Origin of the sequence: Jatrophihabitans sp. (assembly GCF_035474675.1) — a bacterium.
In the GTDB taxonomy this organism is placed as follows: Bacteria; Actinomycetota; Actinomycetes; order Mycobacteriales; family Jatrophihabitantaceae; genus Jatrophihabitans_A.
Genome location: NZ_DATINC010000096.1, coordinates 21,943 through 43,208, shown reverse-complemented (window position 1 = coordinate 43,208; position 21,266 = coordinate 21,943). Strand labels below are relative to the sequence as shown.

The 21,266-nt window shown below is 70.6% G+C and carries 21 protein-coding genes; 14 read left to right on the top strand and 7 right to left on the bottom strand.

Annotated features, from left to right (window positions below):
* Positions 1-9: 9 nt before the first annotated feature.
* From VLJ82_RS11595 to argB, 6 genes are all read right to left on the bottom strand, one after another.
* The gene (locus tag VLJ82_RS11595) at positions 10-786 is read right to left on the bottom strand and encodes a class II aldolase/adducin family protein (protein WP_408663508.1); all 777 of its coding nucleotides are present in this window, start codon (positions 784-786) and stop codon (positions 10-12) included.
* Positions 783-1,475 carry a dihydrodipicolinate reductase C-terminal domain-containing protein gene (locus VLJ82_RS11590; RefSeq protein ID WP_408663507.1) on the bottom strand — a complete coding sequence of 231 codons (693 nt, stop codon included), beginning with the start codon at positions 1,473-1,475 and terminating at the stop codon, positions 783-785. The genes VLJ82_RS11595 and VLJ82_RS11590 overlap by 4 nt, the downstream gene beginning before the upstream one ends.
* A 13-nt stretch (positions 1,476-1,488) precedes the next feature.
* The gene (locus VLJ82_RS11585) at positions 1,489-1,746 is read right to left on the bottom strand and encodes a phosphopantetheine-binding protein (protein ID WP_408663506.1); all 258 of its coding nucleotides are present in this window, start codon (positions 1,744-1,746) and stop codon (positions 1,489-1,491) included.
* A gap of 23 nt (positions 1,747-1,769) precedes the next feature.
* Complete coding sequence (locus tag VLJ82_RS11580; protein ID WP_408663505.1) at positions 1,770-3,290, bottom strand: class I adenylate-forming enzyme family protein; 1,521 nt, start codon at positions 3,288-3,290, stop codon at positions 1,770-1,772.
* A complete protein-coding gene (locus tag VLJ82_RS11575) occupies positions 3,277-4,764 on the bottom strand; it encodes a nitroreductase family protein (protein ID WP_408663504.1) in 1,488 nt (495 codons plus the stop codon). The genes VLJ82_RS11580 and VLJ82_RS11575 overlap by 14 nt, the downstream gene beginning before the upstream one ends.
* A 225-nt stretch (positions 4,765-4,989) precedes the next feature.
* The gene (argB, locus tag VLJ82_RS11570; RefSeq protein ID WP_408663503.1) at positions 4,990-5,826 is read right to left on the bottom strand and encodes an acetylglutamate kinase; all 837 of its coding nucleotides are present in this window, start codon (positions 5,824-5,826) and stop codon (positions 4,990-4,992) included.
* A gap of 249 nt (positions 5,827-6,075) precedes the next feature.
* Here argB and VLJ82_RS11565 point away from each other — a divergent pair, with 249 nt between their 5' ends.
* The 8 genes from VLJ82_RS11565 (at position 6,076) to VLJ82_RS11530 (ending at position 12,880) form a co-directional block, all read left to right on the top strand.
* Entirely contained in the window at positions 6,076-6,849 is a 774-nt protein-coding gene (locus tag VLJ82_RS11565; protein ID WP_408663502.1) for a sulfotransferase family protein, read from the top strand.
* A gap of 56 nt (positions 6,850-6,905) precedes the next feature.
* On the top strand, positions 6,906-7,700 hold the full coding sequence (locus VLJ82_RS11560) for a 2OG-Fe dioxygenase family protein (protein ID WP_408663501.1): 795 nt from the start codon (positions 6,906-6,908) through the stop codon (positions 7,698-7,700).
* A gap of 176 nt (positions 7,701-7,876) precedes the next feature.
* The gene (lysW, locus tag VLJ82_RS11555; protein WP_408663500.1) at positions 7,877-8,044 is read left to right on the top strand and encodes a lysine biosynthesis protein LysW; all 168 of its coding nucleotides are present in this window, start codon (positions 7,877-7,879) and stop codon (positions 8,042-8,044) included.
* Complete coding sequence (locus VLJ82_RS11550; protein WP_408663499.1) at positions 8,041-8,898, top strand: RimK family alpha-L-glutamate ligase; 858 nt, start codon at positions 8,041-8,043, stop codon at positions 8,896-8,898. Before lysW ends, VLJ82_RS11550 begins: the two co-directional genes overlap by 4 nt.
* Positions 8,892-9,920, top strand: a complete 1,029-nt coding sequence (argC, locus tag VLJ82_RS11545) for an N-acetyl-gamma-glutamyl-phosphate reductase (protein WP_408663498.1) — start codon at positions 8,892-8,894, stop codon at positions 9,918-9,920. Before VLJ82_RS11550 ends, argC begins: the two co-directional genes overlap by 7 nt.
* A 49-nt stretch (positions 9,921-9,969) precedes the next feature.
* On the top strand, positions 9,970-11,067 hold the full coding sequence (locus VLJ82_RS11540) for a M20/M25/M40 family metallo-hydrolase (protein ID WP_408663497.1): 1,098 nt from the start codon (positions 9,970-9,972) through the stop codon (positions 11,065-11,067).
* Positions 11,064-11,954: a transketolase gene (locus VLJ82_RS11535; RefSeq protein ID WP_408663496.1), complete on the top strand. Its 891-nt coding sequence runs from the start codon at positions 11,064-11,066 to the stop codon at positions 11,952-11,954. Before VLJ82_RS11540 ends, VLJ82_RS11535 begins: the two co-directional genes overlap by 4 nt.
* Positions 11,951-12,880 carry a transketolase family protein gene (locus tag VLJ82_RS11530; RefSeq protein ID WP_408663495.1) on the top strand — a complete coding sequence of 310 codons (930 nt, stop codon included), beginning with the start codon at positions 11,951-11,953 and terminating at the stop codon, positions 12,878-12,880. Before VLJ82_RS11535 ends, VLJ82_RS11530 begins: the two co-directional genes overlap by 4 nt.
* A 145-nt stretch (positions 12,881-13,025) precedes the next feature.
* On the opposite strand, the gene VLJ82_RS11525 is transcribed toward VLJ82_RS11530, so the two are convergent.
* Positions 13,026-13,691: a response regulator gene (locus tag VLJ82_RS11525; protein ID WP_408663494.1), complete on the bottom strand. Its 666-nt coding sequence runs from the start codon at positions 13,689-13,691 to the stop codon at positions 13,026-13,028.
* 545 nt (positions 13,692-14,236) lie between these two features.
* Here VLJ82_RS11525 and VLJ82_RS11520 point away from each other — a divergent pair.
* From VLJ82_RS11520 to VLJ82_RS11495, 6 genes are read left to right on the top strand one after another with little or no spacing between them, the layout of a single operon-like run.
* Positions 14,237-16,066: a non-ribosomal peptide synthetase gene (locus tag VLJ82_RS11520; protein ID WP_408663493.1), complete on the top strand. Its 1,830-nt coding sequence runs from the start codon at positions 14,237-14,239 to the stop codon at positions 16,064-16,066.
* Positions 16,063-17,385: a M20/M25/M40 family metallo-hydrolase gene (locus VLJ82_RS11515; RefSeq protein WP_408663492.1), complete on the top strand. Its 1,323-nt coding sequence runs from the start codon at positions 16,063-16,065 to the stop codon at positions 17,383-17,385. Before VLJ82_RS11520 ends, VLJ82_RS11515 begins: the two co-directional genes overlap by 4 nt.
* Positions 17,378-18,223, top strand: a complete 846-nt coding sequence (locus VLJ82_RS11510; protein WP_408663491.1) for a GNAT family N-acetyltransferase — start codon at positions 17,378-17,380, stop codon at positions 18,221-18,223. The genes VLJ82_RS11515 and VLJ82_RS11510 overlap by 8 nt, the downstream gene beginning before the upstream one ends.
* Positions 18,220-18,852 (top strand): hypothetical protein, encoded by a 633-nt coding sequence (locus VLJ82_RS11505; protein WP_408663490.1) that lies wholly within the window; start codon positions 18,220-18,222, stop codon positions 18,850-18,852. The genes VLJ82_RS11510 and VLJ82_RS11505 overlap by 4 nt, the downstream gene beginning before the upstream one ends.
* Entirely contained in the window at positions 18,849-19,928 is a 1,080-nt protein-coding gene (locus tag VLJ82_RS11500) for a BtrH N-terminal domain-containing protein (protein WP_408663489.1), read from the top strand. Before VLJ82_RS11505 ends, VLJ82_RS11500 begins: the two co-directional genes overlap by 4 nt.
* Entirely contained in the window at positions 19,921-21,228 is a 1,308-nt protein-coding gene (locus tag VLJ82_RS11495) for a DegT/DnrJ/EryC1/StrS family aminotransferase (protein WP_408663488.1), read from the top strand. The genes VLJ82_RS11500 and VLJ82_RS11495 overlap by 8 nt, the downstream gene beginning before the upstream one ends.
* Positions 21,229-21,266 lie beyond the last annotated feature (38 nt).

The following is a 21,266-nucleotide window of genomic DNA, read 5'->3' as shown; positions in this document are numbered from 1 at the left end:
GGCGGCCTGTCAGCGGCTGGCCATAGCCGGCCCGGACGACCATTCGGCGACCTCCGGCCAGCGGCGGCGTACCTGGCCGACGCAGTGGTTCCAGTAGGAGCGCAGTGACAGGTCCGCGAAGTTGAACTCCCGCTTGGCCGCGATGTCGGCCGCGTCGGAGGAGTGGTAGCTGCCGGGAACGGATTCGGCTAGCAACTGCAACCTGGTCGCGCGTTCTAGCAGGTGGGCGAAGACGACCGCATGCCGGACCGACCTGCCTGCGGTGAGGCCGCCATGGTTGCGCAGCAGGACCGCGGACGCGTCATCCAGCGCGAGCGCCACCGCCCGGGCGTCCGCGAGATTGACGATAGTGTTGCTGGTCAGGGTGAATCTCGGCAGCCGGCCGACGAACATCGCCCCGTCATGGGACACCGCTCGCAGCTCCAGATCTGTCGCCCCGAACACCAGGGTGTTGGGGGCGTGGCTGTGCACGATCGCGTTGACGTCGGGCCGGGCCGCGTAGATCGCCTGGTGCAGAACCAGTTCCGGCGGCAGCATCGGATGCCGCTCGGCCTCCGGATCCACCTGGGCACGCAGCACATCCGCAGGCGAACATTCGTCGAAACCGGTTACCGCGGCCTTGATGAAGAAATCCTGCGCGCCGGGCAGCCGGGCCGAGACCTGCCCCTGGTTGAAGTCGTCATGGCCACCCAGCGACAGCGATCGGGAACCGATCGCGACCTGGGTGACCAGCGCGCTCTCGGCCGGCGAGAGCATCGAGCTTGTTCCCAGCACTGTTACCGTCATCGTGCCCACCCTCCGAACACCTCGTCGAACACCTCGCCAGAGGTGACCAGGCCGGCGGGCAGTTCGTGCGCCCGGCCGGCCAGCAGCAGACCGCCTTGCGCCGCGGCGCAAAGGTTGGTGACCTCGTGAGCGATGCTCAGCGATTCGCCCGCGAGATCCAGCTGTACCCGGTGGTCGCTGACCGCCGGGCCGTACCGGAGGCCGACCACCTCGCTGACGGCGGTCGGTGCGTGGTCCTGCCAGGCCGCGGCCAACTCCACGGCGCTGGCACTGGGACGGTCACGCTTGGTCCTCGGATGCCGCTCGTACACCGCGGCGGTCGCCGCGAGGTCACACTGCTTGGCCAGCACGGCCAGTTGCCTGGTGAGCCTGGTCTGCAGCCAGTGGCCGGGTGACAGGTTCGTGGCCAGGACGACCGGCAGTCGTTCGGCCAACCGCTCCAGCAACCGGCGGTGTTCGGCAGGAAGCACCGACACGCAGTAGATCAACGCGGCCTGCCACCGGTCCACCAGTTGCAGGGTGCATCGCAACATCGCGGCCGAGCTGGCATCGAACACCACGCTGGGCACGGCCGATTCGACCAGCCCGGTGCGGTCGAGCTCGGCAACCACCGGCACCCCGGCGTCCTGGCAGGCGGCGGCCAGTGCGCTGCCGAGCCGGCCGCGGCTGCCGATGATTCCGATCCGCATGACCGGCCGCCGGTCAGAGTGCTCGCTGGGCGCTGACATAGTCGGCAATCCCTTGCACCGACGTCATGAACGCCAGGTCGCCCTCGAGGTCGATGAAGACGCCCAGTTCGAGCTCGACCGCATCGATGAGCTTGAGGTAGTCCAGCGACGACAGTCCCAGCTCGCTCAGGTTGGTGCCCGGACGGGCCGCCTGCTCCTCACTGATCGAGCCGGCCGAAGCGTGCGCGACCAGCCGGGCGATCGTCTGCGTGAGAGTGAGGGTGCTGGACATGAGGTGCCTTTCGCCGGGGGTTTTCAGGAGCTGAGCGGAGTCAGCTGGAGGTGACCGCGCAGGTAGTCCTCGATCCGTTGCAGCTGCGGCTTTCCCGAGCCGCTGCGTGGAATGGAGGAGGCGAACAGGATGCGGCCCGGGACCTTGTACGAAGCCAGCCGGTCCAGGCAGTGCCGCCGTAGCTCGGTGGGAGCGACGTCACCGTACGGAACGAGCAACGCGGCGAGGACCGGCTGGCCGGCCTCGTCCTGTACGGCCAGGACATGGCAGTCCCGCACCGCCGGATGGCTCAGCAGAACCTGGCGGACCTCGTCGGGGGAGATCTTGCGCCCGTTGATGTTGAGTCCCTTGCCGGCCCGGCCGTGCAGGTACAGCCGGCCGTCGCGCAGCTCACCCTCGTCGCCCGAGCGGTAGAAGCCGTCGGTGGTCAGCCTTTCCTCGAAGCCGCCCGGGTAGTTCAGGTAGCGGGTTCCCATCGACGGGGTGCGGACCAGGAGCTCCCGCTCGTGACCGGGCTCGGTATCTAAAACCAGCTCGGCGTGCGGCAGCGGCCGGCCTTGGCCACCGCCCGGAACCGGGCGCAGGTCCAGGGTCACCGGACCGGTCTCGGCCAACCCGTAGTAGTCCGACACCCGCACGCCATCCCGGTCGGCTAGCGTGGTTGCGACCGCCGGAGACAACCGGGCCGCCGAGGACAGGCTGAGCCGCAACCGGCCGACGCCGTCCAGCGGCGTAGCGGACTCGACCAGGGCGTCGTAGATCGCCGGGAACGCCACCAGCACGGTCGGCTGGACCGCTGCCAGTTGCCTGCGTACGTACCCGCCGGACGGCAGGCCCATCGGCACGGTCAGGCCGGCTCCCGCCAGCATGCTGGGGATCAGCGAGGTGTTGAAGGCCAGGCCGTTGTAGAGGCCGGCGAAGCAGAGCACCAGATCCCGGGCGGTCAGCTCGCTGGCGGTGCTCCAGGACCGGGCCGCGGCCAGCACGGCGGCGCCGGAGAACTCGATGCAGGCCGCAGTACGGGTCGATCCCGAGGTGAACCGGCACAGTTCGGTGCCCGGCGCCAGCGCCGGCCGAGCGGTCCGGTGCTCGACGATGGTGGCCCGGTGGCCGGACGACGCGGTGCCTACCGGATGCATCCGGTAGCGGCCGTCGCCGTTGTCTGCCAGCGGTGGGCGCGCCCCGTCGATCGGTCCCGCGGAACGGTCGTCCAGCACCAGGTCGACGCCGCAGGCCCGGACCAGTTCGCCGAGTTCGGGATCGCTGGCGGAGGAGTCCAGCAGCATCGGCACACCGCCGGCGAGCAGGGTGCCGATCAGCGCCACCACATATCCGGGAGAGTTCCGCGCTCGCAGCAGTACCCGCGGGCCGGTAACCGGCTGGCGGGCCAGCCAGTCGCCGAACTCGCCGGCCAACTCCAGCAGCCGGGCGGCGTCCAGCTGCTCGGCATTGCCGCCACTCAGGGTGAAGCTCGCCGCCGGTGCGCCGAGCGCGGCGGTCAGTTCTCGGGCGAGCAGGCCCGCGGCCGGTTCAGGACTCGCCATGAGCGATCGCCTTCTCCGCCCGGTCATTGCGGGCCGGACCCGACTCGGCCACCGGCGTACCCAGGACGAGCAGGTACAGCAGTTCGGTGTCGCGAGGCAACCGGGCGATCCGGGTCCAGACCTCTGAGTCGAAACCGCCGATCGGCGAGGCGGCGACGTCATTACGAGTGGCGGCCAGGCAGAGCAGCTGGGCGCCGGCGCCGGCCCTGAACAGGGCCTGCCGGATCTCGTGACCGGTGGTGTCGGCCTGGACCAGCCCGGCCGGCGCGTGCAACAGGACGAAGGCCTGGGCGTGTCCGACGTGGGGTTGGCCCATACAGGCGGCGATGAGGGAAAGGCCGTCTCCTGGCATCGAATCCGCGGTGGCCGGATAGCGGACCAACCGCGCGCAGCGTGCGATCGCCGCCTGCTCGGCAGGGCTCAGCTCCAACCGGTCGTTGACCAGCACGGTTGCCGACACCGTCGGGTGCCGGTCCGGACGGTTGTCGGCCGCCAGGTGGTCGAAGGTCATGGGCAGCGGCGTGGCGAGCGCGGCGACGGTCGCGGCCAGCCGGCCGCCGGACAGCGGCTCGGTGCCGAACCGTTTCGCCGACCGGCGGGCGGCCGACAGCACCCGCCACTCGGCACGCAGGGCGGGGTCGGGCCGGGCGTCCGGCAACGCCAGCGCCGTGATGTCCCCCGGTTCCACCGGGGCCGCGGCCGGCGCCGTGGCGTGCAGCGGAGCGACGATGCTGTCCCAGGCCCGGGCCTCGAAGTCGTAGGCCTCCGCGGTCCGGCGTAGCGGCCTCTCCTCGCGCACCGGAACTCCCGGGGCGTCCGGGTAGTTTCGGATCCTGCCTACCTGGATCACCGAATGCGGTTCGTGGAACGGGAGAAACCCGTTGCGCAGCGCGATACCGGCAGCCGCCGGCAGGCCGGCATGCAACACCGCGGTCGCGCTGCCGAGCGCGACGCCGACAATGTTGACCGCCGCGTGCGCCGCGTCCAGCTGGGTGTAGAGGTAGCCCCGCGGCCCGTACTTGCGTATCGACAACCAGGGACGTCCCAGCACGATCAGGTAGCAGCCGGCGCCGTCTCCCGGCATCGCGGAGACCAGCCGGCGTAGCCACGGCCGCGGCATCGGCACCAGCGTGCAGGTACCGGCCGCGCCCTCGATCCGGAACAGGCCCCAGCCATCGTCATCGGCCGGTACCCGGCAGAGCGCGAGCGTCTCGTACGGAAAGATCGCGCCGGCCGACGGCACCCGGCGAGCACCGCTCGGACCGGTGTGGTGCACGGCCTCGCCGAGGATGTCGCGCGCCACCGCCAGATCCGGGCTCACGACCGAATGCGTGATCGTCCGCTCGGGAGACCGCAGGACGGTCATCGCGACCCACAGCTCGTGCAGGTCGGCCACCGGTGCCGTCGCGCCCGGGTCGGCCGGCAGGGAGTCGTCCGGCCTGAGAGGAGCCAGCCGCCGATCAGCAACGGTCACAGGCCGAATCCTTCGTCGGAGCAGGACACACCTTGCCTTGGGCAAGATGCCGGGAACGCGGCCGGGCTACACCGGCCCGATGCAACCGTCTTCGGCGGTTGCTCCCACCGGGCGACCCTATCTCGGCGGTCGAATAGTCCAGATAGGCCGGATAGTCGAGACAGCACTACACGCCCGGCGTACCGGGTGGTCACGCACCTGGACGCCAGGACGACATCGCGCCGGTCAACGGTCATGGGCATCCAGCACCACCTCGGTGCCCTGGCCGGCCAGTCCACCAGTGAGCGGCTCCGGCACCAGTCCTGAGCAGATCCGGACCCGGGTGCCCGCCACCAGCGCGGTACGGGCGGCGGTCAGCTTCGCGCCCATGCCACCGCTGCTCACGGCCGGCGGCCCGTCGAGGGAGACCGCGATGCGTGCCAGCACCGAACCGGGATCGGCCTGATCGGCCAACACCCCTGGAACATCGGAGAGCAATACCAGTTCTTCCGCGCCCATCGCCGTAGCGACCGCGGCTGCCAGTCGGTCGGCATCGACGTTGAGCGGGCCGTCCGCGCCGAGCGCGGGCGGGGACAGCACCGGCAGGAATCCGGCATCCAGCAGGCGGTGCAGCGCCGCGCCGTTCACGGCGGCGATCCGGCCGCTGCGATCGTCGCGGATGATGGTCGATCGCCCGTCCAAGAGCGCCCGGAACGGCTTCTTCGCCGTCGCGGTGACCAGGCCGGCATCCAGGCCGGTCAGCCCGACGGCCGGGACACCGTGCCGTGCCAGGATCTCCAGCAACCGGGGTTTGACCACGCCGGACCAGGTCATCATCGCCACGGCCAGGGTCGCCGGATCGGTATAGCGACCCGACACGTTACCCGGGCCCACCAGCCGGCGCTGCCGTACACCGAACTGCCCGGCGACCCGGTCGATATCGCTGGACCCACCGTGCACCAGCAGCAACCGCTCGCCATTGCGGTGCCGCGCCGCGACGTCGGCGCACAGGAATTCCGGCCGTTCGGCGACCACTCCGCCACACTTGACCACCACGGTCGAGCCGAAGTCGCTGTCGACCATTCCACGTTCTCCTCAGCTGTCCCGGGCAACAGGCCCGCACCGGACCCAGCCTTTCGCCAGAAGCGGCGCGAACGGCTCATCGGAACGTTCCGACTCGGCGAAACGCTGCGATGACCGCTCGCCGGTCCGGCTGGACGCCGAACGGGTTACCCGAGCCCGGCGAACTTTCTAATCTCGGGCAAATCCGCTATGGCGGAGCACCGATGGGCGGCAGGCAGCCGGCCCGCGAGGAACGGATCGAGGCAGCGGATGACCGACGGCGTGCCCAGGATCCTCGCGCTGTGGAGCGCACCGCGATGCAGGTCTACCGCATTCTTCCGGATGATGCTCGAGCGAGGGGACTTTCGGGTGGTGCACGAACCGTTCTCCAACCTCGCCGAGTTCGGCGAGGTCTCGGTGGCCGGCACCACCGTCAGCAGCGAACCGGCGGTGCTGGCCCGGCTGCGCGAACTGGGCAACGCCGGCGCGGTGTTCTTCAAGGACACCACCGATGAGTCCTACCCGGCAGTTCTCGCCGACGCCGCCTTCCTGGCCGAGGATGCCGTGCACGCCTTCCTGATCCGCTCGCCACGGGAGACGATCGCCTCCTACTTCCGGCTCAATCCCGAGGTGCGGGCCGAACAGATCGGCTTCGGGCACCAGCTGGAGCTCTTCGAGGCGGTTCGCGCCGCGACCGGGCGGCCACCTTTCGTGATGGACGCCGAGCGGCTGCTGACCGATCCCACGGCCGTCATCGCTGCGTTCTGCGCCGCGGTAGGCATCGAATTCCGGCCGGCCGCACTGACCTGGCAGCCGGGCCACCGCGAGGAGTGGGGACCGTCGCAGCGCTGGCACGAGGAGGTCAGCCGCACCAGCGGATTCGGTGCGGTCAGGCCGGCGCGGACAGCGGAGGCGCTGATCGCCGGCAATCCCAGGCTGGTGGCGATCCTCGCCGACCAACAGCCGTTCTACGAGCGCCTGCTCGAACACGCGTGGCGGCCGGCCGGGGATCCGGCTGACGAAATTGCAGGGCTGTGCCGGTGACCGAACGCCTGCGCCGCATGGCAAACCAACTCGTCGTTGAGCGATAAGGAAATGTGATGCCCCGAGTCAGTGCAGCCGCCGTAGCGAAGCATCAGCTGGAGGCCTTCGGCTACGCCCATCTGTCGCCGGAGTTCCTCGACCCCCGCCGTTCCGGGTGCACCGAGCACCAGGTCGAGGAGTTCGTCGGGAGCTGGAACGCCCTGCCGCAGGACCCGTACATGTTGTCGGGCTCCGGCGCCCGCCGACGCCGCTACGGCCGCTGCGCTGTGCTGGAGGAGGGAATCAAGATGCTGCCGTCGGTGCCGTTCGTCCAGTCGGACGAGGTCAATCCCGTCTTCGGCGGCATCGAACGGCGGTTCGCCGACCTCGATCCGGCGTTCGGGGCCTCACCAGTGCTCACCAGCCTGATCCGGTCGCTGTGCGAATGCATTCCGCCGCTGCCGGACCCGATGGCATACCTGAACCTGGGTATCCATCAGATCCGGGTGCAGACCTCGACGACAGCCACCGGCCTGCCCACCCCTGAAGGCATCCACCAGGACGGCCACCGTTACGTCGCGCAGGTGTTCATCGTGCGCAATGGGATCGAGGGCGGCCGGTCCACCTTCTACGAGAACGGCGTGCCGGTCTACCAGACGCACCTGACCCAGCCGTTCGAGTGCCTGCTGGTGGACGATCGCCGGATGCACCACGGCGTGTCGGCCATCCAGCCGGCCGGAACCGCCTCGGGATGGCGCGACATGCTGCTGCTCGACTTCCCGGAGACCGTTGCGGTCGAGGCACTCACCGGCAACGGCGGCGAGGAGCGCGCGGCCTGGTCGCTGCTGCCGGAGGCAGCACCGGGCGGTTGAGCCGCGTCGACCGGCGGGTAAGCGTGCCGTCCACCCGCCGGTCAGCCAGGTCGGTGCAATTCCGGGCCGGCCGTCCATGGCATGACGACACCGCCCGGCGGTCCACTGCGTAAGGTCCGAAATGTCAGCCCATCGAGCTCGATCCCCCGTTTCTACAAGGTAAATCAGGAGAAGTGATGACCACCAGCTGTCCCGAATGCGCCGCCGACGTCTCGTTCGCCGACCGGCCCCAGTTGAGCGAGGTCGTGGAATGCGGTGACTGCCACAGCGAGCTCGAGGTGATGACCCTCGATCCGCTGAACCTGGTGCTGGCGCCCCAGGTAGAGGAAGACTGGGGCGAATGACGGTGCGCGCGCCGCTCGCGCTGCTGGCATCGCGGGTCCGGCACGAGGAACGACGGCTGATTGCCGCCCTGGAGCGGCATGGGGCGAGCTACGAGCAGGTAGACACCCGGACGCTGCACAGCGGTACCGGCGACCTGCGCTGGCCGGTGGTGCTGGTCCGTGAGATCGGCAGCGTCCGGGCCCGCTATGCGGCATGGACGCTGGAGGCCGAGGGCAGCCGGGTACTGAACAGCGCGCAGGCGATCGAGGTGTGCGGCGACAAGTGGCGCACCTCGGTGGCGTTGAAGGCGGCCGGCGTGACCACGCCCCGGACGGCGAGTGCGATGACGCCGGAGGCGACGCTGGCGGCCCTGGACGAGCTCGGCTACCCGGCGGTGCTCAAACCGGTGATGGGCTCCTGGGGGCGGCTGGTCACCAAGCTGGAGAGCCGGGCCCAGGCGGCCACCATCCTCGAGTACGTGGCGGCGCTGAACGGGCCGCAGGCACATCTGGGATACGTACAGGAGTTCGTTGCCTCCCACGACCGCAACATCCGGGTGATCGTGGTCGGCGGCGAGGCGCTCGGTGCCAGTTACCAGGTGAACCCGGGCTGGCGCACCAACATGGCCTGGGGCGCCCGGTGCTTCCGGTGCGAGCTGACCCCGGACCTGGCCAAGCTCGCGGTGTCGGCGGCCGAGGCGGTGGGCGCCGAACTGGCCGGGGTGGACATCATCGAGGACCCGGCCGGCCGGCGGTTCGTGATCGAGGTGAACGCCGGCGTCGAGTTCACCGGCTTCGACCAGGCGCACGACGATGTCGACGTCGCCGACCGGATCGTCGAATACACCCTGGCGGCGGTGGTGGACGCATGCTGACGGTGGCGGTGGTCGGCGGTGCCGGCTACATCGGCGGCGAGTTGATCCGGCTGGTCCTGGGCCATCCCGACCTGGAGCTGGCGGCGGTGACCTCACGCCGGTTGGCCGGCCGGCGGCTGGACGGCACCCATCCGAACCTGCGCGGCACCACCGATCTGAGCTTCGTCGCACCGGACCAGCTGGGCCGCTACGACGTGCTGCTGCTGGCCACCGGCCACACCGAGACCATGCACTCGATGCCGGACCTGCTGGGCCGGGCGGACGTGGTGATCGACCTGTCCGCCGACTTCCGGCTCGCCGATCCGGCGCAGTACCGGCGCTACTACCAGGTCGAGCATCCACATCCGGAGCTGCTCGACAGCTTCGTCCCCGGGCTGCCCGAACTGCATCGCAAGCGGTTGGTCGAGGCCGACCGGATCAGTGTCCCCGGCTGCATGGCCACGGCGGCCATCCTGGCGCTGCAGCCGCTGGCCGATGCCGGGTTGGTCGCCGGCCTGGTGACCGTCGATGCCCGAACCGGATCCAGCGGCTCGGGGGCGACGCCGAGCCCGGCGAACCTGCACGCCGAACGGAGCGGGGCGATGCGGGTCTTCGCGCCGTCCGGGCACCGGCACCAGGCTGAGATCAGCCAGAGCATCGGCGGCCGGCCGGTGTCGATGACCGCGACCGGCGTCGAGGCGGTGCGCGGAGTGCAGGTGGTCTGCCGGGTTCCGGTCGTCGAGGGCGTCGACGAGCGCACCCTGCGGCTGCGCTACCGGGAGTTCTACCGGGACGAGCGGTTCGTCCGGGTGGTGACGACCCGGACCGGGCTGTACCGGCTGCCGGAACCCAAGATCCTGACCGGGACGAACTACTGCGATGTGGGGTTCGCCGTCGACGAGCAGCACCAGCAGGTACTGGCGATAGCAGCCCTGGACAACCTGGTCAAGGGCGGCGCCGGCAACGCCGTGCAGTGCCTCAACATCCGTTTCGGGCTGCCGGAGCACGCCGGCCTCGACTTCATCGGGCTCCATCCGGTCTGAGCCGACCGGAACAGGTGCACCCGTCCACCCAGGAGGTTCGGCGAAGACCATGGTTGACCACTCGCAAGGCCCGGCGCTGTCCGACACCCGGGCCGTCCGGCTGCTAAGACAGATGCTCGAGATCGCCTCGCCGTCCTATTCCGAGGCCGCGCTCGCCGGGTTCCTGGCCGAGCAACTGCCCGAGTTCGGCTTCGCGACCGAGGTCGACGCGGCCGGCAACGTGGTCGGCGAGCTGTCGGCCGCGGACGGGCCCACCGTGATGCTGCTCGGCCACCTGGACACGGTGCCGGGCCACGTCCCGGTGCGCGAGCAGGACGGCCGGCTCTACGGCCGCGGCGCGGTGGACGCCAAGACGCCGCTGGCCGCGATGATCTGCGCGGCCGCCCGCAGCAACTTCGCCGGCCGGCTGGTGGTGGTCGGCGCCGTCGAGGAGGAGACACCGCTGTCGCGGGGTGCACTGCACATCTTGGACACCCATCGGCAACCGGATGCGCTGATCATCGGCGAACCGAGCGGCTGGCACACGGTTGTCCTGGGCTACAAGGGCAAACTCGATTTCCGGTATCGCGTCAGCAGCGCTGCCACCCATCCGACCAATCCGGTGCCGAAGGCCAGCGAGCTCGCCGTCGATTGCTGGCAGCGGGTCTGCGAGCTGCTGGGGCCGGAGGCGAGCCATGCCCGCTTCGACCAGCCCGGCCCCAGCCTGGTCTCGATCACCGCCGACCAGGGCACGGCAACCGCGCACGTGAGCGTCCGGATGCCGCTCGGCTTCGACCCCCAGGCGTTCCTGACGACGTTGCGAGCCCGGTTGACCGACGGCGAGATCGAGTTCATCAACTCGGTGCCGGCCTGCCGGGTCGGCCGCAACGACCCGGTGGTTCGCGCCCTCACCGCGGCGATCCGCCGGACCGGCAGCACGCCCGTGGTCAAGGTGAAGACGGCCACCTCGGACATGAACACCCTTGCCGAACAATGGCACGTCCCGATGGCCACCTACGGTCCCGGGGACAGCGTGCTGGACCATGCCGACGACGAGCACGTCGTGATCGCGGAGTACCTGGCCGGCATCGACGTGCTCAGTACCGCGCTGACCGAGCTCACCAGCACGTTGCCACAACTGTCGGCCGCCCCCGGAGGAGCACGATGACCGAACTCATGGCCTACCCGGCGACCACCGCTCCGCCGGGTCTGCAGGCCGGGTCCGGCCCCTCGGTCGCCGCGACGGACGACCTGGCCGAACGGGCGATCCGGGTGCGGGAACGGATCATCGAGATGTGCGCCGGCAGCACCGGCGGCCACCTCGGCGGAAGCATGTCCCTGGTCGAGATCCTGCTGGTGCTCTACTTCGACGTGCTGCGGATGGATCCGGACGCGCCCGCCGACCCGGCCCGCGACCTCCTGCTGCTCAGCAAGGGCCACGGTGTGCTGTGCCTGTACGCGGTGCTGGCCGAACGCGGGTTCCTGCCGGCTGCCAGCCTGGCCGACTACGGCCGGCCCGGCGGCCCGTTCATGGCACATCCCAACCCGGCGCTGCCCGGGGTCGAGATGCCGTCCGGCGCGCTCGGGCACGGCCTGCCGATCGGCGTCGGAGCGGCGCTGGACGCCCGGCTGTCCGGCAGCGACCGGCGGGTGGTGGTAGTGCTCGGCGACGGCGAGTTGCAGGAGGGCTCGGTCTGGGAGGCGGCCATGGCGGCAAGCAGCCTGAAGCTGTCCGGGCTGACCGCCGTGGTGGATCGCAATCGCCTGCAGATCACCGGCACCACCGAGTCGGTGATCGGCCTGGAGCCGCTGGAGGAACGCTGGCGGGCGTTCGGCTGGACGGTGCGTGCGGTGGACGGTCACGATCCCGGGGAGTTGCGCGAGGCGCTCACCGTGCCACCGGAGCTCGACCGGCCGACGGTAGTGCTGGCCCGTACCACGAAGGGACGCGGGCTGCCCTACGTCGAGGACCGGTTGGTGAGCCACTTCGCCAAGCTGGGCGAGCGGGAGCGCCGGCGGGCCCTGGCCGCGGTGCGGACCGGGAGCCGGCCATGACCACCGTCCTGACGGCCTCCTCCCGGGAGGCCTACCGGGACACGTTGCTAGCCGCGATGCCGCTCGACGACCGGCTGGTCTGCCTGGACAGCGACACCGGCCTGTTTCTCGGCAAGGACTTCGGCACGGCTGCCGACCGCTACCTGAACCTGGGCATCGCCGAGCAGAACCTGCTGGGCGCGGCGGCCGGGTTGGCTCGCTGCGGCCGGATCCCGTTCGTGAACACGATGGCCACCTTTGCCAGCACCCGCGCGTTGGAGACGGTGAAGATCGACCTGTCGTATGCACACCTGCCGGTCCGGATCGCGGCCACCCACAGCGGACTGTCGGCCGGCAACCTCGGCCCCACCCACCACAGCCTGGAAGACCTTGCGATCATGCGGCTGCTGCCGGGCATGACCGTCCTGGTCCCGGCCGACGCGGCGGCCACGGTGGCCCTGTTCGAACAGTGCCGGGACCTGCCCGGGCCGGTCTACCTGCGCCTGGACCGGGTCCCGACGCCCACCCTGCCGGTGGACCTGCCCCCGATCCAGATCGGCCGCGCCCAGCCGCTGCGCCAGGGATCCGACCTGCTGCTGGTGTGCTGCGGCCCGTACCCGGTGCAGCTAGCGGTGCAGGCCGCCGAGTTGCTGGCAGCCCGCGGCATCGAGGCAGCGGTGCTCAACATGCATACCGTCAAACCGCTGGACGAACAGGCGCTGGCCGGCTCCGAGGCGCCGGTGGTCACCATCGAGGAGCACTGGCGGACCGGCGGGCTGGGCAGTGCGGTGGCCGAGGCGCTGGCCGAGACCGGCAGGCGGGTGCTCCGGGTGGGAGTGCCGGATCGGTTCGTCTCGATGGCCGGTGACCAGCGATTCCTGCTAGAACGCAGCGGCATCACCGCCGAGTCGATCGAGCACGCGGCGCTGCGGGCGCTGGGGAGATAGCCGCACCGGAAGGACTGGCCGGGACGCGCCACCCGGGCGGCCGGCAGCGCCGGGAGGTTGGTCGGGCCGGAATCCGGTCAGGCCCGGCAGGGTCGGTCGGGCCGGGCTCCGGTCAGGCCTATGGGTCGGTCGGGCTGGAATCCGGTCAGGCCGGCACCATGAGGCCGGAGCGGTAGGCCACCGACACCATCTGCGCCCGGTCCCGGACGTCCAGCTTGCAGCGCAGCCGGTACAGGTGGGTACGCACCGTGGTGACGCCGATGGCCAGTTCGGAGGCCACCTCGTCGGTGCTCTTGCCGCGTGCGATCAACAACAGCACCTGGCGTTCGCGTGGCGTCAACGCGGCAAGCACCGGCCGCAGCTGCTCGTCCGGCCGGCTGTCCTGCCGGCGGAACCAGCTGACCAGGCGGTTGGCCACCAGCGGAGCGAGCATGATCTGCCCGCTGGCAGCGGCCCGGATGGCGGCGCCGATCTCGTCGGTGGTTGCTTCCTTCACCAGCAGCCCGTCCGCGCCGGCCCGCAGGACCTCGGTAATCATCTGGTCCGAATGGTTCATCGCGAAAACGACCACCTTCGGCTGCGGATTAAGCTTTTCCTGCCGGACACGCTTGATGAGTTCGATCCCGGGAATGCCGTAAAGCGTCAGGCCGGTGACAATTACGTCGGGTTGGGCGGTGCGCGCCCACAAAATTGCCTGTATGCCGCTATCAGTGGCGCCGATGACCTCGATATCGTCCTCGGCATCCAGGGCTGCAGTCAATCCATCCCGCACTATAGGGAGTTCGTGGCAAATAACAACACGCAGCGACATCCCCGGTTCCTTTCATTGGCGCTGTTATACCGGCACCGTGCGACCGGAATTTAACGCGATGGCGCAGAGTCTGCGGTTACTTCAATCCGAACAGACATTTCAAGTTGACTGCATTCGCTGCTCGAAGGCTCGTAAATACTGGCACCAAGGGTATAGCCGGAATCTTTACTCACCGTCGAGCCGTTCGTCAAGGGGCTTAAGGAAAAAATCTGGACAAATGTGCTTCCAATGACTGCAGTCCCTGCGAGGCGGGACAATCTGCCTTCCACGGTGCGTCCGCCGCGCGCTGTCTACAAGTGGCGTGGCGTCCACTCCGGTCTCCTCCTGGCGTTTACCTGGGGGTCACCGCGAAGCTGATGCCGGCACCCCGGTTTGCCGGTTTTGTGGGGTACCGCTTTCCGGTGCGGCGTTCCAGGCCGATCGATCCGACCATCGCCCGCGCCGTGCAGTCATCTGCAACCACTACCGATGCGGCCGCGAAAAGAGGTGGCGGGAATGGACGTCCTGCCCGACCCGTGCAATGCCCGGCTGGCCGGGCGCTGCCGATGAAGACGCCAGGCCTGACCATCGGCGAAGCCTTCGCACAGATGGTCGCCGCCATCCCTGACGCGGTTGCGGTGCGGTGTGCGGGCCGCAGCATCAGCTATGCCGAGCTCGACGCACGCGCGAACCGGCTGGCTCACCACCTGCTGCGTCGGGGCGTGCGGGACGAAACACCGGTGGCAGTGGTCCACGATCGCGACGAGGCGCTGGTGATCTCGCTGCTGGGCATTCTCAAGGCCGGTGGCTGCTATCTGGGCATCGACAGCAGGCAGCCGGCGGACCGGATCGCCGGGATGCTGGCCATGGCCGGTGTCGACCTCGTCCTCAGCGGCGGCAGCGCACCGGCCGATACCGGTGCCGGCCGGCGGGCCGGTGACCGGGAGCCGGCCGAGTGGCTGGACGTCTCCACGTTGGACCTGTCCGCCGAGCCCGACACCGACCCGGGGGTTGCCGGCTCGGCGGACCGGCTGGCCTACCTGGCCTACACCTCCGGCTCCACCGGAACGCCGAAGGCCGCGATGATCCCGCACGCGGCGGTGATCCGGCTGGTCCGGCAGGCCAATTTCCTCACCGTGCGGCCGGACGACGTGTTCTTGCAACTGGCACCGCTGGCCTTCGACGCCAGCACCCTCGAGATCTGGGCACCCCTGCTCAACGGGGCGAGCGTGGTGCTGCCCGGCGAGCCGGTCGACACCATCACCGCCATCGGCGAGCTGGTCCGCCGCCACCGGGTCAGCGTGCTGTGGCTGACCGCCGGCCTGTTCCACCAGTTCTGCAACGCCGGCCTGCCCGGGCTGCGGGGGCTGCGCTGCCTGCTGGCCGGAGGCGACGTGCTGTCCGTGCCGAGTGTCAACCGGGCGCTGGCCACGCTGCCCGGCGTGGCGTTGGTCAACGGATACGGGCCGACCGAGAACACCACCTTCACCTGCTGTTACCCGATAACCGGCCGGCAGGACGACCGGGTGCCGATCGGCTTTCCGGTCTCGGCCAGCACCGTGTACCTGCTCGACGAGGACCTGCGCCCGGTCCCCGACGGCCAGCCGGGTGAGCTGTGCACCGGCGGGCTGGGGCTGGCGCGCGGCTACCTCGGCCGTCCTGGTGCCACCGCGGAGCGCTTCGTGCCGGATCCGTTCGCCGACCGCCCGGGCGGGCGGCTCTACCGCACCGGCGACCTGGCCCGGCGCCGACCGGACGGCGCTCTCGACTTCCTCGGCCGGCTGGACGACCAGGTCAAGATCCGCGGGTTCCGGGTGGAACCCGGCGAGGTCGAGGCAGCGCTGCGTGGGCTGCCCGAGATCGAGGATGGCGCGGTCATCGTCCAGCAGTCCCGGTTCGGTCGCCGGCTGATCGGCTTCGCGGTTCCGGCCGCCAGCGCCACGGTATCCCCGATCAGCGTGCGGCGTGACCTGGCCCGGGTGCTGCCGGACTACGCGGTGCCCGCCATGGTGGTGCTGCTGGCAGAACTTCCGTTGAACCGGAACGGAAAAGTCGACCGGTCCAAGCTCGAGTCGCATGCCGGACAGGCACGTCCGGCAGGCCTGTCCAGCAGTTACCGGCCACCGGGCACCGAGACCGAGCACCTGGTGATCGACACCTGGAACCTGCTGATGGACATGGCAGGCATCGGGGTGGACGACGACTTCTTCGAGCTCGGCGGCAATTCCCTGGTAGCGGTGGCGATCAGTTCCGAGCTCGCCCAGGCAGCCGGCGTTCCGGTGCGCCCCCAGCATGTCTACCAGCACTCGACGGCGGCGGAACTGGCCGGCGTGGTCGAGGAGTTGCGCCGGGCAGCACTGTCCGGTGAGCAGGCCGGCAGCGTGGCCGTCCGGTGACGAGTCCGCCGGTCGACGTGGTCGAGCTGACCCGGCAGTTGGTGCGCTTCGACACCACCAACCCGCCGGGCAACGAGGCCGCCTGCATGAAGTACCTGGCCGGCCTGCTCACCGATGCCGGACTGGACTGCCAGCTGCTCGGGTCGCATCCCGACCGGCCGAACCTGCTCGCCCGGCTGCCCGGCCGCGACAGCGCGCCGCCGCTGCTGTGGCACGGCCACCTGGACGTGGTGCCGGTGGCCGGCCAGCGCTGGAGCCGGCCGCCGTTCGCCGCCGAACTGGCCGACGGCTGTGTCTGGGGGCGCGGCACCGTCGACATGAAGGGCGGCGTCGCCATGATGGCCGGCGCGCTGCTGCGGATGGCCGCGGCCGGTGAACGGCCGGCCGGCACGGTGCTGCTGGCCCTGCTCAGCGACGAGGAGGCCGGCAGCTACACCGGAGCCCACTACCTGGTGCGAGAGCATCCGCAGCTCTTCGACGGCGTCCGGTACGCGATCGGCGAGGACGGCGGCGCCTCGATCGGGCTGGGCGGCGGCCGACGGCTGCATCCGATCGTGGTGGCGGAGAAGCGGGCGTGCTGGCTCCGGATCACCCTGCGCGGCCCGGGAGGGCACGCCTCCCGGGTGGCATCGGACGCCAACCCGGTCCGGCAGCTCAACCGGTTGCTCACCGCGGTGGCCGGCGGCGGCCTGGGCGTGCAGCCCACGACGGCCGTCCGCCGGATGCTTGCCGAGCTCGGGGCCGCCGCGGCACCGGCGACGGCGGCGATCTACCAGGCCTTGGCAGCCGATCCGGCCGACCTGGAGCTGCTGGCCGGGCTGCCGGAGCGGGACGGCCGCTACCTGCGCTCGGTGCTGCAGCACTCGGTGAATGCGACCGTGATCCGGGCGGGCAACCACACGAACGTGCTGCCGACCGAGGTCACCGTCGAGCTCGACGGCCGGTTGCTGCCGGGGGCGGGCTCGGCGGAGTTCGTCGCGGCGTTGCGGGCACTGGTGCCGGACGAGCTGGAAGTCGAGGTGCTGGTGGAGGGCGAGCCGCTTCCGGAACCGGAGTTCGGCCCGATGTACGAGCTGCTCGCCGACGTGCTGCGGCGGGCCGACCCGGACGGCATCCCGGTGCCCATGATCATGTCCGCCTCCACCGACAGCAGGCTGTTCCCGCAGCTCGGCATCAGCTGCTACGGCTGGTTGCCCATGCTGTTCTGCGACGACGTCAACTACCGGGACCTGATGCACTCGGCGGACGAACGGATACCGGTCGAGGCGCTCCGGTTCGGGGAGTCGTGTTTCTACGATCTGGTGCGCCGCTATGGCTGATCTCGCCCTGGCCGCCATCGAGCGACGGACCGACCTGACACCCGAGCAGGCCGGCGAGCTCGCCCGGCTTACCCGGCTGGCCTACGCCGGCTCCGATCCGCTGCCGGGACTGCCCGCACCGGACGGGCAGTTCGAGACGCCGGCCGCGGTGCTGGACGCGGTGCGCGGACCGGGCTCGGTCTACCTGCTCGCCGGGCCGGACCGGGTGCTCGCCACGCTGCGAGTGCGGCCGGCGGCCGGCTGCTGGCGGGTCGGCCGGATCGCGGTGCTGCCCGGCTACCGGCACCGCGGGCTGGTCCGGTCACTGCTGGACACCGTCGCCCGGGACGCGCGGGACCAGGGCGTCGACTGGCTGGAACTGGACGCGGTGGTCGAACGGTGCCTGCCGCCGCTGTACGCCCGGCTGGGTTTCCGGGTGATCTCGAACTGGCCCAGCCCGGACAAGCCGCTGTCCGAGCTGACCATGCGGCGGCCCGTCGCCGACCCGGCTGCCCCGGTGTCGCTGGAATGGCGGGCTGCCCGGCTGAGCCAGCATGCCGCCGTCATCGCGTGGTTCCTCAGCGGCCGCATGCTGCTGCGGGCCGGCCAGCCGGCCAGCGGCGACCCCCTCGCCGACGTGCTCACCGCGGCCGGTGCGCTGGGCCGTCCCGGCCTGCTGCTGGCCGGGGTGGACCTGAGCCCGCGACCGCCCGGAGAACTGCGGATCTTCCCGCACGCCGGCCGGAACCATCCCGAACACCTGATGCCCCGCAGCCGGCAGGCCGACACGCTCGCGCTGTGGCGGCCGGTACCCGGCAGGGAAATACCTCTCGACGAGTTGGCTGGAGGCCGACATTGACCGACCGACTGACCGACCGACCGACCGACCGATTGACCGGCCTGGGCCGGCCGCTGGACCTGCGTGGCCACTTCGACAACCGCGGGCTCACCCCGACCTCCGACCTGGCCGCGGGCGCCTTCAACGTCTGGTCGAACACCTTTCCGGCCGAGCAACTGCCGCCGGAGGGCTCGATCGTCGAGATCGGCGGGGTGCTTTTCGAGTTCCCGGCCGGGAGCGAGCGAGGCGACAACCTGCGGTGCGGCGGGCAGCTGATCGAGCTGCCGCCGGGCCGCTACGACTGGCTGTACCTGCTGGCCGCCGCCGAGCGGCGCACCGAGGATCTGCTGTACCTGCACTACACCGACGGCTCGGTCGACCCGGAATGGCTGCGGGTGTCGGACTTCTGGCCACAGACACCCGACCGGTTCGGTGCCCTGGCGGCGTTCCGCTGCAGCACTCTGCACTACCCCCGGCACGTCCAGCATGGCGTCGACCCGGTGATCTGGCGACATCGGGTACCGGTCCCCCGGCATGCCGAGCTGGCCGCGCTCCGGCTGCCCGACAACCCGGCCGCGCACATCTTCGCGATCACGCCGGTACCGGCCGACGATGCCTCGCTGTGCTGCGTCGAGGAGGTGCGGCGGTGAAGGTCGAACTGGACGGCGTGCGGCCCTGGCGGCACGACCTGGCCGGCTGCCTGCACGCCTGCGTCGGCACCCTGGTGGACCACGCCGGCTTCCCGCCGCTGGAGGTCCTCGGCTCCTTCTGGGGGTTCTACTACCGTCCCGGCGACATCCGGCCGGAGGAGTACTACTTCCCCTGCCCGGACGGCCGGTCGCTGGTGGCCAGCCTGGCACCTCACCACCCGGTCGGCTCTCGCTGGTGGTGGCCCGAGGATGCCGAGCAGGGCTGGCAGCAGGTACGCGAGCAGGTGGCGGCCGGCGTTCCGGTCGCGGTGGCGGTGGACAACTTCGAGCTTCCGTTCCGGCCGGCCTACCGGGACGTGCACTCCAACCACCTGGTAGTGGTGCGCGGCTTCGACGACGAGCGGCAAACCGTCTCGGTACTCGACGCGATTCCACCGTTCTTCTCAGGTGAACTGCCGCTGGCGGTGCTGACCGCGGCGCGCGATTCGGCCAACCGGCCCGCGCACGCCCGCGACATGTTCTTCGCCGACGACCCGATCGGCAATCGCTGGTTGCAACTGCTGGTCGAGGACGGTCCGGGCGGCAGGCAACCGGCCGGTGCCGACCCGGCCGGCTACCTGGCCGGCAACCTGCGGGAGTTCCAGGCCGGCTCCGAACCGGGATGCTATCGAGGCCGGGACGGCATCGCCCGGTTCTTGGCAGACATGTGCGACCGGTTGGCGGCCGGCTACGGCATCACCGACGAGCTGTTCGTGGTGGCCGGAGTGGCACTGGCCGGCGCCGCGGTGCATGCCGACTGGGTGGCCGAGACCGGCCGGCGGCAGCAGCTGCCCGGTTGGCCCGAGCTCGCGCGCCAGATCAGCCGAACCGCCTACCACTGGACCGCGATCCGCATCCTGGCAGCGCTGAGCCGGACCGGTGACGTTCCGGCAACCCGGCTGCGGGCCAGGCGCGCGGCGCTGCTGGCCGAACTCGACCGAACCCTGGCCGCCGTCGAGGTCGTGCTGGCGACGACGGAACCTTCCGGCCACCCGAACCACCGACGCGCTCTGGCAGAGGAGAACTCCCATGGATAAATTGGCGATGCTGGGCGGTCAGCGCGCGGTGCCGCGTACCCGCCGGGTCCTGCCGTGGCCCCAGGTCACCGACGAAGAGGAGCAGGCGGTCAACCGGGCGCTGGCCAGCGGCCGGTTCACCGTGGCCTCCGCCGGAGAACCGGAGGTTGCCGGCCTGGAGCGGGAATGGGCCGACTTCGTCGGGACCGCGCACTGCCTGGCGGTCAGCAACGGCACCACGGCACTGTCGCTCGCGCTGGCCGTCGCCGGCGTCCAGCCCGGTGACGAGGTGATCGTACCGGCGCTCAGCTTCATCGCGTCCGGGCTCGCGCCGCTGCACATCGGGGCGGTACCGGTGTTCGTCGACATCGACCCGGACACCTTCAACGTCAGCGCGGACACCGTCGAACGCGCGATCACCGAGCGGACCCGCGCCATCGTCGTGGTGCACCTGCACGGCCTGCCGGCAGACCTGGACCAGATCATGGCGGTCGCCGACCGGCACGGCCTGCTGGTCCTGGAGGACGCTGCCCAGGCCCAGGGTGCCCGCTATCACGACCGGGTGGTCGGCTCGTTCGGCCTGGTGAGCTCGTTCAGCCTGAACGTCGCGAAGAACCTGCCGACCTGCGGCGAGGGAGGGCTGATCAACACCGATGATCCCCGGCTCTACCGGCGGGCGGAGATGTTGCGGCAGTTCGGCGAGACGCTGGCGGGTCCGTCCGAACGCAGCTACGTCTCACACCTGCCCGGCTGGAACCACAAGCCCAACGCCATCCAGTGCGCCTTCGCCCGCGCCCAGCTCGGCCGGTTCGAGGCCACCATGAAGATCCGCGACGCCAATGTCGAACGGCTGCTCGCAAGCCTGGCCGAACTGCCCGGCCTGCAGGTGCCGGGCTGCCCGGCCGACCGGAGCCATGCCTGGCACATCCTGCGCTTTCGGCTGCGTCCGGAGGCGTTCGGCCTGGCCTCGCACCAGACCGGGGCGCTGCGGGCAGTGATGATGAAGGCGTTGCGGGCCGAAGGGGTACCGGCCACTCACTACCAGCTGATGCCGCTGCCGCTGCAGCGGGCATTCGGTGGCGCGGCCAGCCGGGCGGAGTTCCCGCAGTGCTACCAGGTGATCGAGGATTCCTTCACCATCCAGAAGGCCCATCTGCACCCGGATGCCGGACCGCTGCTGGACAGCTATGCCGACGCCTTCGACAAGGTGTGGCGGCACCGCGCGCTGATCGCCTCCTATGCCGCGGCGGCCGAGGACGTTCCGCCGTGGCAGCAGGCCGACCGGCTCGCCGACGCCGAAGCAGCCGAGCTGAGCGGCTGACGACCCGCCGGCCAGAACCTGGCGTGACGAACCAACAC

What these genes read in the sequence shown, in the direction of transcription:
- VLJ82_RS11525 (WP_408663494.1), bottom strand. Translation starts at nt 13,691, where the DNA reads ATGTCGCTGCGTGTTGTTATTTGCCACGAACTCCCTATAGTGCGGGAT.
- VLJ82_RS11540 (WP_408663497.1), top strand. Translation starts at nt 9,970, where the DNA reads ATGGTTGACCACTCGCAAGGCCCGGCGCTGTCCGACACCCGGGCCGTC.
- VLJ82_RS11560 (WP_408663501.1), top strand. Translation starts at nt 6,906, where the DNA reads ATGCCCCGAGTCAGTGCAGCCGCCGTAGCGAAGCATCAGCTGGAGGCC.
- VLJ82_RS11495 (WP_408663488.1), top strand. Translation starts at nt 19,921, where the DNA reads ATGGATAAATTGGCGATGCTGGGCGGTCAGCGCGCGGTGCCGCGTACC.
- VLJ82_RS11530 (WP_408663495.1), top strand. Translation starts at nt 11,951, where the DNA reads ATGACCACCGTCCTGACGGCCTCCTCCCGGGAGGCCTACCGGGACACG.
- VLJ82_RS11590 (WP_408663507.1), bottom strand. Translation starts at nt 1,475, where the DNA reads ATGCGGATCGGAATCATCGGCAGCCGCGGCCGGCTCGGCAGCGCACTG.
- lysW (WP_408663500.1), top strand. Translation starts at nt 7,877, where the DNA reads ATGACCACCAGCTGTCCCGAATGCGCCGCCGACGTCTCGTTCGCCGAC.
- VLJ82_RS11550 (WP_408663499.1), top strand. Translation starts at nt 8,041, where the DNA reads ATGACGGTGCGCGCGCCGCTCGCGCTGCTGGCATCGCGGGTCCGGCAC.
- VLJ82_RS11585 (WP_408663506.1), bottom strand. Translation starts at nt 1,746, where the DNA reads ATGTCCAGCACCCTCACTCTCACGCAGACGATCGCCCGGCTGGTCGCG.
- VLJ82_RS11535 (WP_408663496.1), top strand. Translation starts at nt 11,064, where the DNA reads ATGACCGAACTCATGGCCTACCCGGCGACCACCGCTCCGCCGGGTCTG.
- VLJ82_RS11595 (WP_408663508.1), bottom strand. Translation starts at nt 786, where the DNA reads ATGACGGTAACAGTGCTGGGAACAAGCTCGATGCTCTCGCCGGCCGAG.
- VLJ82_RS11580 (WP_408663505.1), bottom strand. Translation starts at nt 3,290, where the DNA reads ATGGCGAGTCCTGAACCGGCCGCGGGCCTGCTCGCCCGAGAACTGACC.
- VLJ82_RS11520 (WP_408663493.1), top strand. Translation starts at nt 14,237, where the DNA reads ATGAAGACGCCAGGCCTGACCATCGGCGAAGCCTTCGCACAGATGGTC.
- argB (WP_408663503.1), bottom strand. Translation starts at nt 5,826, where the DNA reads ATGGTCGACAGCGACTTCGGCTCGACCGTGGTGGTCAAGTGTGGCGGA.
- VLJ82_RS11565 (WP_408663502.1), top strand. Translation starts at nt 6,076, where the DNA reads ATGACCGACGGCGTGCCCAGGATCCTCGCGCTGTGGAGCGCACCGCGA.
- VLJ82_RS11510 (WP_408663491.1), top strand. Translation starts at nt 17,378, where the DNA reads ATGGCTGATCTCGCCCTGGCCGCCATCGAGCGACGGACCGACCTGACA.
- argC (WP_408663498.1), top strand. Translation starts at nt 8,892, where the DNA reads ATGCTGACGGTGGCGGTGGTCGGCGGTGCCGGCTACATCGGCGGCGAG.